Origin of the sequence: Streptomyces rectiviolaceus, assembly GCF_039533825.1 — a bacterium.
Classification (GTDB): domain Bacteria; phylum Actinomycetota; class Actinomycetes; order Streptomycetales; family Streptomycetaceae; genus Streptomyces; species Streptomyces rectiviolaceus.
In genome coordinates this window covers 1-13,779 of record NZ_BAAAUG010000143.1, presented here as the reverse complement: position 1 = coordinate 13,779, position 13,779 = coordinate 1, and the positions used below count along the sequence as shown (strand labels likewise).

The 13,779-nt window shown below is 69.4% G+C and carries 16 protein-coding genes; 11 read left to right on the top strand and 5 right to left on the bottom strand.

Features of this window, described 5'->3' with window-relative positions; genetic code table 11:
• The first annotated feature begins 62 nt into the window (after positions 1 to 62).
• Positions 63 to 1,151 (top strand): amidohydrolase family protein, encoded by a 1,089-nt coding sequence (locus tag ABD378_RS33330; RefSeq protein WP_344527099.1) that lies wholly within the window; start codon positions 63 to 65, stop codon positions 1,149 to 1,151.
• Here ABD378_RS33330 and ABD378_RS33325 read toward each other — a convergent pair.
• The 4 genes from ABD378_RS33325 to ABD378_RS33310 form a co-directional block, all read right to left on the bottom strand.
• Positions 1,140 to 2,147, bottom strand: a complete 1,008-nt coding sequence (locus ABD378_RS33325; RefSeq protein WP_344527097.1) for a COX15/CtaA family protein — start codon at positions 2,145 to 2,147, stop codon at positions 1,140 to 1,142. The genes ABD378_RS33330 and ABD378_RS33325 overlap by 12 nt on opposite strands.
• Positions 2,148 to 2,232: 85 nt before the next feature.
• Positions 2,233 to 3,003 carry an ABC transporter permease gene (locus tag ABD378_RS33320; protein ID WP_344527095.1) on the bottom strand — a complete coding sequence of 257 codons (771 nt, stop codon included), beginning with the start codon at positions 3,001 to 3,003 and terminating at the stop codon, positions 2,233 to 2,235.
• Positions 3,000 to 3,926, bottom strand: coding sequence for an ABC transporter ATP-binding protein (locus ABD378_RS33315; protein ID WP_344527093.1), 927 nt, complete (start codon positions 3,924 to 3,926; stop codon positions 3,000 to 3,002). Before ABD378_RS33315 ends, ABD378_RS33320 begins: the two co-directional genes overlap by 4 nt.
• Before the next feature lie 83 nt (positions 3,927 to 4,009).
• Positions 4,010 to 4,822 (bottom strand): AAC(3) family N-acetyltransferase, encoded by an 813-nt coding sequence (locus ABD378_RS33310; protein WP_344527091.1) that lies wholly within the window; start codon positions 4,820 to 4,822, stop codon positions 4,010 to 4,012.
• Between the two features lie 161 nt (positions 4,823 to 4,983).
• Between ABD378_RS33310 and ABD378_RS33305 the strand changes: the two genes are divergently transcribed.
• The 8 genes from ABD378_RS33305 to ABD378_RS33270 all read left to right on the top strand — a co-directional run bounded on the left by ABD378_RS33305 (position 4,984) and on the right by ABD378_RS33270 (position 11,547).
• Positions 4,984 to 5,715, top strand: a complete 732-nt coding sequence (locus ABD378_RS33305; RefSeq protein ID WP_344527089.1) for a helix-turn-helix transcriptional regulator — start codon at positions 4,984 to 4,986, stop codon at positions 5,713 to 5,715.
• The gene (sufB, locus tag ABD378_RS33300; RefSeq protein ID WP_344527087.1) at positions 5,712 to 7,133 is read left to right on the top strand and encodes a Fe-S cluster assembly protein SufB; all 1,422 of its coding nucleotides are present in this window, start codon (positions 5,712 to 5,714) and stop codon (positions 7,131 to 7,133) included. Before ABD378_RS33305 ends, sufB begins: the two co-directional genes overlap by 4 nt.
• 64 nt (positions 7,134 to 7,197) lie before the next feature.
• Complete coding sequence (gene sufD, locus ABD378_RS33295) at positions 7,198 to 8,379, top strand: Fe-S cluster assembly protein SufD (RefSeq protein WP_344527085.1); 1,182 nt, start codon at positions 7,198 to 7,200, stop codon at positions 8,377 to 8,379.
• Positions 8,376 to 8,693, top strand: coding sequence for a bifunctional 3-phenylpropionate/cinnamic acid dioxygenase ferredoxin subunit (locus ABD378_RS33290; protein ID WP_344527083.1), 318 nt, complete (start codon positions 8,376 to 8,378; stop codon positions 8,691 to 8,693). The genes sufD and ABD378_RS33290 overlap by 4 nt, the downstream gene beginning before the upstream one ends.
• A 5-nt stretch (positions 8,694 to 8,698) precedes the next feature.
• Positions 8,699 to 9,463: a Fe-S cluster assembly ATPase SufC gene (sufC, locus tag ABD378_RS33285; protein ID WP_344527081.1), complete on the top strand. Its 765-nt coding sequence runs from the start codon at positions 8,699 to 8,701 to the stop codon at positions 9,461 to 9,463.
• Complete coding sequence (locus tag ABD378_RS33280) at positions 9,460 to 10,728, top strand: cysteine desulfurase (RefSeq protein WP_344527079.1); 1,269 nt, start codon at positions 9,460 to 9,462, stop codon at positions 10,726 to 10,728. The genes sufC and ABD378_RS33280 overlap by 4 nt, the downstream gene beginning before the upstream one ends.
• 16 nt (positions 10,729 to 10,744) lie before the next feature.
• Positions 10,745 to 11,215 (top strand): Fe-S cluster assembly sulfur transfer protein SufU, encoded by a 471-nt coding sequence (gene sufU / locus ABD378_RS33275; RefSeq protein ID WP_344527077.1) that lies wholly within the window; start codon positions 10,745 to 10,747, stop codon positions 11,213 to 11,215.
• Positions 11,212 to 11,547, top strand: coding sequence for a metal-sulfur cluster assembly factor (locus ABD378_RS33270; RefSeq protein ID WP_160504340.1), 336 nt, complete (start codon positions 11,212 to 11,214; stop codon positions 11,545 to 11,547). The genes sufU and ABD378_RS33270 overlap by 4 nt, the downstream gene beginning before the upstream one ends.
• A gap of 58 nt (positions 11,548 to 11,605) precedes the next feature.
• On the opposite strand, the gene ABD378_RS33265 is transcribed toward ABD378_RS33270, so the two are convergent.
• A complete protein-coding gene (locus ABD378_RS33265; protein WP_344527074.1) occupies positions 11,606 to 12,733 on the bottom strand; it encodes a DUF7847 domain-containing protein in 1,128 nt (375 codons plus the stop codon).
• A gap of 137 nt (positions 12,734 to 12,870) precedes the next feature.
• Between ABD378_RS33265 and ABD378_RS33260 the strand changes: the two genes are divergently transcribed.
• Complete coding sequence (locus ABD378_RS33260) at positions 12,871 to 13,191, top strand: DMT family transporter (RefSeq protein ID WP_344527072.1); 321 nt, start codon at positions 12,871 to 12,873, stop codon at positions 13,189 to 13,191.
• On the top strand, positions 13,191 to 13,760 hold the full coding sequence (locus tag ABD378_RS33255) for a TetR/AcrR family transcriptional regulator (protein ID WP_344527070.1): 570 nt from the start codon (positions 13,191 to 13,193) through the stop codon (positions 13,758 to 13,760). The genes ABD378_RS33260 and ABD378_RS33255 overlap by 1 nt, the downstream gene beginning before the upstream one ends.
• The last annotated feature ends 19 nt before the right edge of the window (positions 13,761 to 13,779 follow it).

Sequence of the window (13,779 nt, the reverse complement as noted above, 5' to 3'; positions counted from 1 at the left end):
CACCTGACGCCCGGGTCACCCGTTAGGACCGTAGAAGCACGGTCCGCCTACTGGGAGCCCGGATGATCGAAACGCCGTCCCTGGTGGACCAGTACTGCCACGGTGTGCTGCGTACGGAGCTGGGCCTCGGCACCTTCGAGGCCCACCTCGGCCGCGGCGAGGGGCCGCCCGCGCCCGGCACCACCTTCTTCGACACCCAGACGGGCTTCGCCGTACGCCGCTGGTGCCCCCCGCTGCTCGGCCTCGAACCGCACTGCCCGCCCGCCCGCTATCTCGCCCGCCGTCGCGAACTGGGCGTACTGGAGTCGGGGCGGCGACTGCTGCGGGGCAGCGGCATCACGACGTATCTCGTGGACACGGGGCTGCCCGGCGACCTGACGGGGCCCGGCGAGATGGCGTCCACCGGCGACGCCGACGCCCACGAGATCGTCCGCCTGGAATTACTGGCCGAACAGGTGGCCGACACCTCCGGCACCGTCGACTCGTTCCTCGCCAATCTCGCCGAGTCCGTGCACGCGGCCGCGGCGAACGCCGTCGCCTTCACCTCCGTCGCGGGCGTCCGGCGCAGTCTCGCCCTGGCCCCCGAACCGCCGGGTCCGGGCGAGGTGCGGGGCGCGGAGGGCCGCTGGCTCGCCCGGCGGCAGGTGGGCGGCGCGCTCCAGGACCCCGTCCTGCTCAGACATCTGCTGTGGATCGCCGTCGCGTCGGGGCGGCCGCTGCAACTGCAGGCGGGGGCCGGCGACCCGCAGGGGTACTTCGGCGGCTTCGCGCGGGCGACCGCCGGACTCGGCACCGATCTGGTCCTGCTGCACGGCTATCCGTACCACCGCAACGCCGCGGACCTCGCGGGTGTCTTCCCGCACGTGTACGCCGATCTGGGCCCCGCCCTGGTGCGCACGGGCGCCCGTGCCGCCGCCGTGCTCGCGGAGATCCTGGAGCTCGCGCCCTTCGGCAAGCTGCTGTTCTCCAGCGGCGCGCACGGGCTTCCCGAGCTGCACGTGGTGGGGGCGCGGCTCTTCGGGGAGGCGCTGGGGCGCGTGCTCGGGGGGTGGGTCACGGAGGGGGCGTGGTCGCTGCCGGACGCGCAGCGGGTGGCGGGTCTCGTCGCGGCGGGCAATGCCCGCCGCGTGTACGGCCTGTCAGACGGCTGACAGCTGGGAGTCGTCCGTCTGCGCCGGCACATCGGCGGTCGTGTACGGGCGTTCGCGCAGCGAGAGCAGGACGCGCATCACGCCGATCCACACCACGCACGAGCCGAACATGTGCAGGCCGACCAGGACCTCGGGCAGGTCCGTGAAGTACTGGACGTAGCCGATCGCACCCTGGGCGAGCAGGATCAGGAACAGGTCGCGGGTACGGTGCAGCGGACCCTTGGGGGCGTCGACCGCCTTGAGGACGAACCACAGGGCGAACGTCAGCGTCACCACGATCCAGGCGAGCACGGCGTGCAGCTTGCTGACGGTCTCCCAGTCGAAGCCCATGCGCGGCACCTCGCTGGAGTCGCCCGCGTGCGGCCCGGAGCCCGTCACGACCGTGCCGACCGCGATCAGCAGTACGGACGCCGCGACCAGGAACCACACCAGCTGCGCCACGGCCTTGCCGACCAGCGGGCGCGCATCGGCGTCGCCCTCGCGGGTGCGCTGCCACATCGTGACGGCGACCGCGATCAGGGCGGTGGAGAGCAGGAAGTGCGCCGCGACCGTGTACGGGTTCAGGCCGACGAGCACGACGATGCCGCCGAGCACGGCATTGCCCATGACCAGCCAGAACTGGATCCAGCCGAGCCGCGTCAGGCTGCGCCGCATCGGCTTCTGCGAACGGGCCGTGATGATCGCCCAGCCGACGGCCGCGCACAGCACGTACGTCAGCATGCGGTTGCCGAACTCGATGTATCCGTGGAAGCCCATCTCGTGGGTGGCGGTGAGGGATTCGTCGGTGCACTTGGGCCAGGTCGGGCAGCCGAGACCCGACCCGGTCAGGCGGACGGCGCCGCCGGTGACCACGATGCACACCGTCATCGCGAGCGAGATGAGCGCCGCGCGCCGGACGGTCCGCTGTTGCGGGGTCCAGCGTTCGGCGATGAAGGCGAGCGGGTTGCGCACGGCTTGAGCGGCGTCGGCTCGGGTCACGTTTGGCACGGGGACCATCGTAGGGGGCTGCTTGTGCAAGCTTTCACGAGGGGGACGTATCCGGTGCTTCTGTGACGCCGCTTACTCCCGCTTGTCCCCCCGCTCACTCCCAGCGAAAGAACTTGCCCGCCGCGCCGAGCCCCAACACGGCCCAGACCGCCAGGATCCCGAGGTCCCCCCACGGCATCCCCGCGCCGTGCTGCAGCACGTCCCGCAGGCCGTCGGAGAGTGCCGAGATGGGGAGGAGGCCGAGCACCGACTGGGCCGCTTCCGGGAACTTGTCGAGGGGGACGATGACTCCGCCGCCCACGAGCAGCAGGAGGAAGACGAGGTTCGCCGCGGCGAGCGTCGCCTCCGCCTTCAGGGTTCCGGCCATCAGCAGGCCGAGGCCGGAGAAGGCCGCGGTGCCGAGGATCAGGAGGAGGAGTACGGCGAAGGGGTTGCCCTGTGGCGACCAGCCCAGGGCGAAGGCGATCACCGTCAGGAGCACGATCTGCAGGACCTCGGTGACCAGGACCGACAGGGTCTTCGCCGCCATCAGGGCCCAGCGGGGGAGTGGTGAGGCGCCGAGCCGCTTGAGCACGCCGTAGCGGCGCTCGAAGCCCGTGGCGATGGCCTGTCCGGTGAACGCCGTCGACATCACGGCCAGGGCGAGGATGCCGGGGGCGAGGAAGTCCACCGCCTTGCCGTCGCCCGTATCGACGATGTCCACCGCGCTGAACAGCACGAGCAGGAGCGTGGGGATGACGACCGTGAGCAGCAGCTGTTCGCCGTTGCGCAGGAGCATCTTCGTCTCGAGCGCCGCCTGCGCGGCGATCATGCGGGGGAGCGGGGCGGCGCCCGGCTTCGGTGAGTACGTACCGGCGGCGCTCATCCGCGCAGCTCCTTGCCTGTGAGCTCCAAGAAGACGTCTTCCAGAGTGTGGCGTTCGACGGCGATCTTCTCCGGCATCACGCCGTGCTGGGCGCACCAGGAGGTGACCGTGGCGAGCAGCTGCGGGTCGACCGTGCCGCTCACGCGGTAGGCGCCCGGGGTGAGTTCGGCCGCGGCCGAGTCCGGCGGGAGTGCCTTGAGGAGGGAGCCGACGTCGAGTCCGGGGCGGCCGGAGAAGCGCAGGGTGTTCTCGGCGCCGCCGCGGCACAGCTCTTCCGGGGTGCCCTCGGCGATGACCTTGCCCGCGTCGATGATCGCGACCTCGTCGGCGAGCTGCTCGGCCTCGTCCATGTGGTGCGTGGTGAGGATGACGCTCACACCGTCGGTGCGCAGATCGCGTACGAGATCCCAGGTGGCCCGGCGTGCCTGCGGGTCGAGGCCCGCGGTCGGCTCGTCCAGGAAGACCAGTTCGGGCCGTCCGACCACGGCCATCGCGAGCGCGAGGCGCTGCTGCTGGCCGCCGGACAGGCGCCGGTAGGTGGTGCGGCCGCAGCTCTCCAGGCCCAGGCGCTCGATCAGCGCGCCCACGTCGAGCGGGTGCGCGTGCAGCTTCGCCATGTGCGACAGCATTTCGTCGGCGCGGGCGCCGGAGTAGACGCCGCCGGACTGGAGCATCACGCCGATGCGGGGGCGCAGCTTGCCGGCTTCGCGGACCGGGTCGAGGCCAAGGACGCGGACGGTGCCCGCGTCCGGCCTGCGATAGCCCTCGCAGGTCTCGATCGTGGTGGTCTTCCCTGCGCCGTTCGGGCCGAGGACCGCGGTGACCGTGCCCGCGCGGACCCGGAGGTCGAGGCCGTCCACCGCGGTCTTCTTGCCGTACCGCTTGACCAGTCCCGTGACCTGGACGACGGACTCATTTCCCATGGCGGGAAGTCTAGAGAGGGGGAGCCGGGCCGCGGGCAGGGGGCTGTCGGCCCGCCCCTTCAGCCTGCCCCTTCAGCCTGCCGTCAGCCCGCCCACTCCGCCCGTGAGCGGTGGGTCTCCAGCCACCCCTGCGCGTACGCGACCGCGTCGGCCACCGGGAAGAGCCGGGCCGTCGCCGCGCCCACCCTGCCGCGCACCACGGGGCGGTCCCGCTCGAAGTCCGAGCCGAGTTCGTCGAAGCGCTCCTCGGAGATCGAGGTCTCGCGCACCGTCGTCCAGCGGCGGCCCTCGGGGGTCATGACCGCGAAGGAGTTCTCGGCCTCGGGGGCGGGGATCCGGTACTCGGCCAGGTGAAAGGAGGTGCAGGTGTCGAATCCCGCGCCGAGCAGCAGCACCCGGGCGCCCGATTCCTCCAGGCGGGCCAGCGGGCTGCGCTCGCCGAGGCGGCAGTCGAGCGCGTGCCCCTCCAGGAGCGCGGCCGCGCGGGGGCCGACCGCGGCGAAGGAGGTCTGCGGGTGGGCGCTGCGCAGGGCGCCGGGCCAGGTCCGTACGGTCTCGGGGATCACGCCGACGCCTCGGGTGGGGGCGGTGCGCGGGTCGTAGGCGGGCATGGACGCGCGGATCTCGGGCCACCAGGACTCGGGCACGGGCGGGTTCTCCCACTCGGCCGGATCGGAGTTGTCGCTGGACTGGGTGGGGACCACCAGCGTCCCCTTTTGGCCCAATACATCCAGAAGTGCCTGAACGACGGCGACCGGCCCGCCGCAGACCCATCCCAGGGTGCTCAGCGAGGAGTGCACGAGGAGGGTCTCGCCGGGGCTCACGCCGAGCTCGCGGAGGTCTCCCGCGAGGGACGCGCGCGTACACAAAGGGCCGGTCGGAGGGGGTGTGGGCATGGTCAGGGAGTCTCCTCGCCCCAGCCTTCACGCGCCACCGATTTGATCGATCAGTGATCATTTCCGCAGGTCAGCTTAGGTATGCCTAAGTGATGTAGCGCACCGGACCGTGATCCGGACGCGGGTTGTCAGGCTCTGAGGAATTACGCAACAATGGCGTTGTGAAAAACGTTGGCGAGGCTCCGCAGGAGGAACTCGCGACCGGGGAGCGGTCTACGCGCAACCGGGTCGCGCGCTCCATCCTGGACCACGGCCCCTCCACGGTGGCCGACCTCGCCGCCCGCCTCGGCCTGACCCAGGCCGCCGTGCGCCGGCACCTCGACACACTCGCCCACGAGAACGTCGTGGAATCCCGTGAACAGCGGATCTATGGCGCACGTACGCGCGGCCGCCCCGCAAAGGTCTTCGCGCTCACCGACTGCGGCCGGGACGCCTTCGACCAGTCGTACGACAAGCTCGCCGCCGACGCCCTGCGCTGGATCAGCGAGCGGCACGGCGAAGGAGCGGTCGTCGAATTCGCCCGCGAGCGGATGGCCGCCCAGGCCATCGCCTACCGCAAGGCGATCGAAGCGGCGCCCCCCGAGCGGCGCACGGAGGCTCTCGCGAAGGCGTTGACCGCCGACGGGTACGCTGCTACGGCCCGCACGGCGCCGGTAGGCGAGCAGCTGTGCCAGCACCACTGCCCGGTCGCCCACGTCGCCGAGCAGTACCCACAACTTTGCGAGGCAGAGACGGAGATCTTCTCCGCCCTGCTCGGGACGCACGTCCAGCGGCTCGCCACCATCGCCCACGGCGACGGCGTCTGCACGACGTTCATCCCACGCAACACCTCGCAGCCCCCAGAGTCCACAGACAACGCATCCGCAAGCACGGCCGGGAGGAACCCCGCATGACGCTCCCCACGGAGACTGCCCACCCCGAACTCGATGGTCTGGGCACGTATGAATACGGCTGGGCCGACTCCGACGTGGCCGGGGCGTCCGCCAAGCGCGGCATCAACGAGGACGTCGTCAAGGACATCTCGCAGAAGAAGTCCGAGCCCGAGTGGATGACGAAGCTGCGCCTCAAGGGCCTGCGGCTCTTCGACAAGAAGCCCATGCCCAACTGGGGCTCGGACCTGTCGGGCATCGACTTCGACAACATCAAGTACTTCGTGCGGTCCACGGAGAAGCAGGCCCAGTCCTGGGAGGACCTGCCCGAGGACATCAAGAACACGTACGACAAGCTCGGCATCCCCGAGGCGGAGAAGCAGCGCCTCGTCGCCGGTGTCGCCGCTCAGTACGAGTCCGAGGTCGTCTACCACCAGATCCGTGAGGACCTGGAGGAGCAGGGCGTCATCTTCATGGACACCGACACGGCGCTGAAGGAGCACCCGGAGCTCTTCAAGGAGTACTTCGGGACCGTCATCCCCGTCGGCGACAACAAGTTCGCGTCGCTGAACACCGCCGTGTGGTCCGGTGGCTCGTTCATCTACGTCCCCAAGGGCGTGCAGGTCGAGATCCCGCTCCAGGCCTACTTCCGTATCAACACGGAGAACATGGGCCAGTTCGAGCGCACGCTGATCATCGTCGACGAGGACGCGTACGTTCACTACGTCGAGGGCTGCACGGCGCCGATCTACAAGTCGGACTCCCTGCACTCCGCCGTCGTCGAGATCATCGTCAAGAAGGGCGGCCGCTGCCGCTACACGACGATCCAGAACTGGTCGAACAACGTCTACAACCTGGTCACCAAGCGCGCCGTGGCGTACGAGGGCGCGACCATGGAGTGGATCGACGGCAACATCGGCTCCAAGGTGACGATGAAGTACCCCGCCGTCTACCTCATGGGCGAGCACGCCAAGGGCGAGACGCTGTCCATCGCCTTCGCGGGCGAGGGCCAGCACCAGGACGCCGGTTCCAAGATGGTCCACATGGCGCCCAACACGTCCTCCAACATCGTCTCGAAGTCCGTGGCGCGTGGCGGTGGCCGCACCTCCTACCGCGGACTCGTCGAGATCGGCGAGGGCGCGGCCGGATCGAAGTCGAACGTGCTCTGTGACGCGCTGCTCGTCGACACGATCTCCCGCTCCGACACGTACCCCTACGTGGACGTCCGCGAGGACGACGTGTCCATGGGCCACGAGGCGACCGTCTCCAAGGTCTCCGACGACCAGCTCTTCTACCTGATGAGCCGCGGTCTGACCGAGTTCGAGGCCATGGCGATGATCGTGCGCGGCTTCGTCGAGCCGATCGCCAAGGAGCTGCCCATGGAGTACGCCCTGGAGCTGAACCGGCTGATCGAGCTGCAGATGGAGGGCTCGGTCGGTTAAGACCGGCCCCGCCCCCGCAGCAGCGACCGACTTCTTTACCCAGAGAGAGAGCACGACGACAGCCATGGCTGAGGCTCAGAACATCCCGGTGGGCTCCACCACCGCCGGATCGATCGCGGTGGCCGCCGAGTCCACCGTCGCCACCCGCATGAGCGCTCCCCCGTCCTTCGACGTGGCGGACTTCCCGGTCCCCCACGGTCGCGAGGAGGAGTGGCGGTTCACGCCGCTGGAGCGCCTTCGCGGGCTGCACGACGGAACGGCGGTCGCCACCGGCGGCATCCGCGTCGAGGTGACGGCCCCGGCGGGCGTGACCCAGGAGACCGTCGGCCGTGACGACGCGCGCGTGGGCAAGGCGGGCAAGCCCGTCGACCGCGTCGCCGCGCAGGCCTACAGCTCCTTCGAGAAGGCCTCGGTGGTGACCGTCCCCAAGGAGACGGTCCTGACCGAGCCGATCCGGATCGCCGTGCACGGCGAGGGCGGCACCGCCTTCGCGCACCAGGTGATCGAGCTGGGCGCGTTCGCCGAGGCTCTCGTCGTCATCGACCACACCGGTGACGCCGTGCTCGCCGCCAACGTCGACTTCCTCGTCGGCGACGGCGCCAAGCTCACCGTCGTCTCCGTCCAGGACTGGGCCGAGAAGACCGTCCACGTCGCCCAGCACAACGCGCTGATCGGCCGGGACGCCACCTTCAAGTCGGTCGTCGTGACCTTCGGCGGCGACGTCGTCCGCCTGCACCCCCGCGTCGAGTACGCGGGCCCGGGCGGCGAGGCCGAGCTCATCGGCCTGTACGTCACCGACGCGGGCCAGCACCAGGAGCACCGCCTCCTGGTCGACCACAACCAGCCGCACTGCAAGTCGAACGTCGTCTACAAGGGCGCGCTCCAGGGCGACGACGCCCACGCGGTGTGGATCGGTGACGTCCTCATCGAGGCCGCCGCCGAGGGCACGGACACGTACGAGATGAACCGCAACCTGGTTCTGACCGACGGCGCCCGCGTCGACTCCGTGCCGAACCTCGAGATCGAGACCGGCGAGATCGTCGGCGCCGGACACGCATCGGCGACCGGCCGCTTCGACGACGAGCAGCTCTTCTACCTGCAGTCGCGCGGAATCCCGGAGGACGAGGCGCGTCGCCTGGTCGTCCGCGGCTTCTTCGCCGAGCTGATCCAGCAGATCGGCCTGCCCGACGTCGAAGAGCGCCTCCTCACCAAGATCGAAGAGGAGTTGGAGGCGTCGGCCGCATGACCTTCGTACGCGCCTGTGGCCTGAGCGAGCTGTCGGAGGACACCCCGAAGCGGGTGGAACTCGACGGCACGCCGGTCTCGGTCGTCCACACCGAGGGCGAGGTGTTCGCGATCCACGACATCTGCTCGCACGCGAACGTCTCCCTCTCCGAGGGCGAGGTGGAGGACTGTCAGATCGAGTGCTGGCTGCACGGCTCCAGCTTCGACCTCCGCACCGGCAAGCCGTCCGGCCTTCCCGCGACGCGCCCCGTCCCCGTATACCCCGTAAAGATCGAAGGGGACGATGTGCTCGTCTCCCTCACCCAGGAGTCCTGAGGCACATGGCAACGCTTGAAATCCGCGACCTGCACGTCACCGTCGAGGTCGAGAACGGCACCAAGGAAATCCTCAAGGGTGTCGACCTGACCGTTAAGCAGGGCGAGACGCACGCCATCATGGGCCCGAACGGCTCCGGCAAGTCGACGCTCGCCTACTCCATCGCGGGTCACCCCAAGTACACGATCACCAAGGGCACCGTCACCCTCGACGGCGAGGACGTCCTCGAGATGTCCGTCGATGAGCGCGCCCGCGCCGGCATGTTCCTGGCCATGCAGTACCCGGTCGAGGTCCCCGGCGTCTCGGTCTCCAACTTCCTGCGTACGTCGGCGACGGCGATCCGCGGCGAGGCCCCCAAGCTGCGCACCTGGGTGAAGGAGGTCAAGTCCGCGATGGAGCAGCTCCAGATGGACCCGGCCTTCGCCGAGCGCAACGTGAACGAGGGCTTCTCCGGCGGTGAGAAGAAGCGCCACGAGATCCTCCAGATGGAGCTCCTCAAGCCGAAGATCGCGATCCTCGACGAGACCGACTCCGGCCTGGACGTCGACGCCCTGCGCCAGGTCTCGGACGGCGTCAACCGCGTCCGCGAGACCGGCGAGGTCGGCACCCTGCTGATCACGCACTACACGCGCATCCTGCGCTACATCAAGCCCGACTTCGTGCACGTCTTCGCGAACGGTCGCATCGCCGAGTCCGGCGGCGCCGAGCTCGCCGACAAGCTCGAGGCCGAGGGCTACGAGGCTTACACGAAGGGTGGCGTATCAGCGTGACAGCGGCCCACCAGGGGCTCTCCGGCCTTCTCGACACCGAGGCGATCCGCAAGGACTTCCCGATCCTGGATCGCACGATCCACGACGGCAAGAAGCTCGTCTACCTGGACAACGCGGCCACGTCCCAGACCCCGCGCCAGGTGCTCGACGTACTCAACGAGTACTACGAGAAGCACAACGCCAACGTCCACCGCGGCGTGCACGTCCTCGCGGAGGAGGCCACGGCGCTGTACGAGGGCGCCCGTGACAAGGTCGCGGCGTTCATCAACGCGCCGAGCCGCGACGAGGTGATCTTCACCAAGAACGCCTCGGAGTCGCTCAACCTCGTGGCGAACATGCTCGGTTGGGCCGACGAGCCCTACCGCGTGGACCACGAGACCGAGATCGTCATCACGGAGATGGAGCACCACTCCAACATCGTGCCGTGGCAGCTGCTCTCGCAGCGCACGGGCGCGAAGCTGAAGTGGTTCGGTCTCACGGACGACGGCCGGCTCGACCTGTCCAACATCAACGAGATCATCACGGAGAAGACGAAGATCGTCTCCTTCGTCCTGGTCTCGAACATCCTGGGCACGGTCAACCCCGTCGAGGCGATCGTCCGCCGCGCGCAGGAGGTCGGCGCGCTCGTCCTCATCGACGCCTCGCAGGCCGCCCCGCACATGGTGCTCGACGTGCAGGCGCTGCAGGCCGACTTCGTGGCCTTCACCGGCCACAAGATGCTGGCCACGACGGGCATCGGCGTCCTCTGGGGCCGCCAGGAGCTGCTCGAGGACCTGCCGCCGTTCCTCGGCGGCGGCGAGATGATCGAGACCGTGTCGATGAGCTCGTCGACGTACGCTCCCGCGCCGCACAAGTTCGAGGCGGGTACGCCCCCGGTCTCCCAGGCCGTCGGCCTGGGCGCGGCCGTGGACTATCTGTCCGCGATCGGCATGGACAAGATCGCCGCTCACGAGCACGCGATCACCGAGTACGCGGTCAAGCGCCTCCTGGAGGTCCCCGACCTCCGGATCATCGGCCCGGCATCGGCCGAGGACCGCGGCGCCGCGATCTCCTTCACGCTCGGCGACATCCACCCGCACGACGTGGGCCAGGTCCTGGACGAGGAAGGCATCGCGGTCCGCGTGGGTCACCACTGCGCCCGCCCCGTCTGCCTCCGCTACGGAATTCCTGCGACCACGCGAGCGTCGTTCTATCTGTACTCCACGCCCGGCGAGATCGACGCGCTGATCGACGGCCTGGAGCACGTACGGAACTTCTTCGGCTGAGGGGCTGACCGGGAACGTGAAGCTGGATTCGATGTACCAGGAAGTCATCCTGGACCACTACAAGCACCCGCACGGGCGCGGTCTTCGTGATGGCGACGCCGAGGTGCACCACGTCAACCCGACGTGCGGCGACGAGATCACGCTGCGCGTGAAGTACGACGGGTCGACGATCGCCGACGTGTCGTACGAGGGCCAGGGCTGCTCCATCAGCCAGGCCAGCGCGTCCGTCCTGAACGACCTCCTGGTCGGCAAGGAGCTCGCGGACGCGCAGAAGATCCAGGCGGTGTTCCTGGAACTGATGCAGTCCAAGGGCAAGCTGGAGCCGGACGACGCGATGGAGGAGGTCCTGGAGGACGCCGTCGCGTTCGCCGGGGTCTCGAAGTACCCGGCGCGTGTGAAGTGTGCTCTGCTGAGCTGGATGGCGTGGAAGGACGCGACGGCGCAGGCACTCGGTACCGACGACGTCGCTGAGAGGAAGACCGCATGAGCGAGAACGAAACTCTGACCAAGCCCGCCTCGGAAGAAGAGGTCCGCGAGGCGCTGTACGACGTGGTCGACCCCGAACTGGGCATCGACGTCGTCAACCTCGGCCTGATCTACGGCATCCACGTCGACGACGCGAACATCGCGACGATCGACATGACGCTCACGTCGGCGGCCTGCCCGCTGACGGACGTCATCGAGGACCAGGCGAAGTCCGCCACCGACGGCATCGTCAACGAGCTCCGGATCAACTGGGTCTGGATGCCGCCGTGGGGCCCGGACAAGATCACGGACGACGGCCGCGAGCAGCTTCGTGCGCTCGGGTTCAACGTCTGAGAGTCGTACCCATGGTTCGGCCCTCCACGCTTTTCGTGTGGGGGGCCGAACTGTTTTCCTACGGCACGGGCTGCGGGGCCGATGAGGCCTCGGTCAGGGTGTGCGCCAGGCCCTCCTTGCGGATGCGGCGGTCTATGTAGAGCAGGGCGGTCACCAGGGGCAGGAAGACCGTGGCGGCCAGCTGGGTGAGGAAGCTGCCGACCAGGCCCAGTACGGCGTACAGGCCGAACTGGGAGCGCAGTTGGTCCAGGAGGTAGGCCGAAGCGGAGTCGTCCGGGTCGACCGGGGGCGGGGTCGGCGCGGCGAACTGCAGGGGGAGCCGCAGCGCGAGCGAGACCCCCATCACGATGAGGCCCGCGAGCAGCGAGATGCCGAAGGTGCGCCACCAGGCGCCGCGCACCAGACGTACGGAACGCCGCAACGCCGTGAAGGGGCCCGCCGTTTCGAGGACCGCGGCCGTCGGGGCGAAGGCGAACAGGACGTACAGCCAGGCCGCGAGCGGCATCGTCAGCAGGAACAGCGGAAAGACCAGGCCGATGGGGATGATCGACTGGGTCATCATCAGGAAGAGGACGGAGAAGAGGACCAGCGCGAAAGCGGCCACCGGCAGCATCAGGATGAGCGAGAGCAGCAAGGTCACGGCCAGCACGGACGGCGTCCGTGACCACGCCCTGCGCCAGACCGCGCCGAACGTCGCCGGGCGGCCGAGGACCGCCTCGTGCAGCGTGGCGGCGCACGATGCCTGGATGAACGAGTTGATGACCAGCGTGGCGAGCATGAACAGCAGCCACACCAGGCCGAACGCGACCAGGATCGGCCTGCCGTCGTCCCACGAGAAGTCCGCGCCCGGTTCGTACACGGCCCGGACGTGCTCCCGGGTCGCGACGTAGGCGAGGCCGAGTCCGGCCACGATGACGACGGCGAGCAGGCCGTAGGCCGCGGCGGCGGTGCCGAACAGCGGCTTCGCGTAGCGCCGCATCGTCGCGAACGCGCCGCCGATGATGTGGTTGGCGCCAAGGGGCGCGAGGGGGATGACGCCCGGCTTGGGCGGCGGGGGCAGGGGTGCCCAGCTGCTGCCGTTCCAGCCCCAGCCGGGCGGTGGCCCGCCGTAGGGCCCGTACGGCCCGTATGGCCCCGGCGGTCCGCCGTAAGGCGCCTGTGGTCCCCACCCCGATGTGTCCGACATCGCTCTTGTGCTCCGTAGTGTCATGCGGCTGCTGCCGTGGTGTTCCTGTGGCCCCCCACAGTGATCGCGTCACCTTAGCCGGATTTCCCGACGGCTTTTGCGTACGGGCGTACACAACGTTATGTACACTCGTACGCATGGGATACGGACTGCTGGCCGCGGCCATCGCGGCGGAGGTGGCCGGGACGACGGCCATGAAATACAGCGAAGGGTTCAGCAGGCTCTGGCCCTCGCTGATCACCGTCGCCGGATATCTGATCGCGTTCACGCTGCTCGCGCAGACCCTGAAGACGCTGTCCGTCGGCACCGCCTACGCGATCTGGGCTGGGACAGGGACCGCCGCGGTCGCCGCCATCGGGATGCTCTTCATGGGCGAGTCCGCCGGCCTGGTCAAGATCTCGGGGATCGCCCTGGTGATCGCGGGCGTCGTCGTTCTCAACCTCGGCGGTGCGCATTGATGGCCCGGCGCTACGACCCCGAGCGGCGCCAGCGGATCATCGACGCCGCGATCCGGGTGGTGGGGGAGAAGGGGATCGGCGGGCTCAGCCACCGCTCGGTCGCAGCCGAGGCCGATGTGCCGCTCGGCTCGACCACCTACCACTTCAAGACACTCGACGAGCTGATGGTGGCCGCGCTGCGGCAGGCCAACGAGGGCTTCGCCAAGACGGTCACCGCGAGCGGCGCGTTCGAGGACACGCGGGTCGATCTCGCCGGTGAGCTCGCCAAGCTGCTCGGGGAGTGGCTCGCCGGGGACCGCGCGGATCTCGAGCTGGAGTACGAGCTCTACCTCTCCGCCCTGCGCAAGCCCGCGCTGCAGCCTGTCGCCGCGGAGTGCGGCGAGGGGCTCGCCGAGGTGCTGCGGCGGCGCACCGACCCCGTCACCGCGCAGGCGCTCGTCGCGCTCGTGGACGGGATCTGCCTGCAGGTGCTGCTCACGGGGGTGCGGTACGACGAGGCATACGCGCGCGAGGTGTTCAACCGGCTTGTTCCCTCGGGGGATTGCTCGGAGGATCGCTCGGGGGATTGACCGCCGCTGACGGCGGGCC

Coding starts and splice junctions, on each gene's coding strand:
- ABD378_RS33320 (WP_344527095.1), bottom strand. CDS start 3,003: ATGAGCGCCGCCGGTACGTACTCACCGAAGCCGGGCGCCGCCCCGCTC.
- ABD378_RS33310 (WP_344527091.1), bottom strand. CDS start 4,822: ATGCCCACACCCCCTCCGACCGGCCCTTTGTGTACGCGCGCGTCCCTC.
- ABD378_RS33325 (WP_344527097.1), bottom strand. CDS start 2,147: ATGGTCCCCGTGCCAAACGTGACCCGAGCCGACGCCGCTCAAGCCGTG.
- ABD378_RS33315 (WP_344527093.1), bottom strand. CDS start 3,926: ATGGGAAATGAGTCCGTCGTCCAGGTCACGGGACTGGTCAAGCGGTAC.
- ABD378_RS33330 (WP_344527099.1), top strand. CDS start 63: ATGATCGAAACGCCGTCCCTGGTGGACCAGTACTGCCACGGTGTGCTG.
- ABD378_RS33265 (WP_344527074.1), bottom strand. CDS start 12,733: ATGTCGGACACATCGGGGTGGGGACCACAGGCGCCTTACGGCGGACCG.
- ABD378_RS33260 (WP_344527072.1), top strand. CDS start 12,871: ATGGGATACGGACTGCTGGCCGCGGCCATCGCGGCGGAGGTGGCCGGG.
- ABD378_RS33290 (WP_344527083.1), top strand. CDS start 8,376: ATGACCTTCGTACGCGCCTGTGGCCTGAGCGAGCTGTCGGAGGACACC.
- sufC (WP_344527081.1), top strand. CDS start 8,699: ATGGCAACGCTTGAAATCCGCGACCTGCACGTCACCGTCGAGGTCGAG.
- sufB (WP_344527087.1), top strand. CDS start 5,712: ATGACGCTCCCCACGGAGACTGCCCACCCCGAACTCGATGGTCTGGGC.
- ABD378_RS33270 (WP_160504340.1), top strand. CDS start 11,212: ATGAGCGAGAACGAAACTCTGACCAAGCCCGCCTCGGAAGAAGAGGTC.
- ABD378_RS33255 (WP_344527070.1), top strand. CDS start 13,191: ATGGCCCGGCGCTACGACCCCGAGCGGCGCCAGCGGATCATCGACGCC.
- sufD (WP_344527085.1), top strand. CDS start 7,198: ATGGCTGAGGCTCAGAACATCCCGGTGGGCTCCACCACCGCCGGATCG.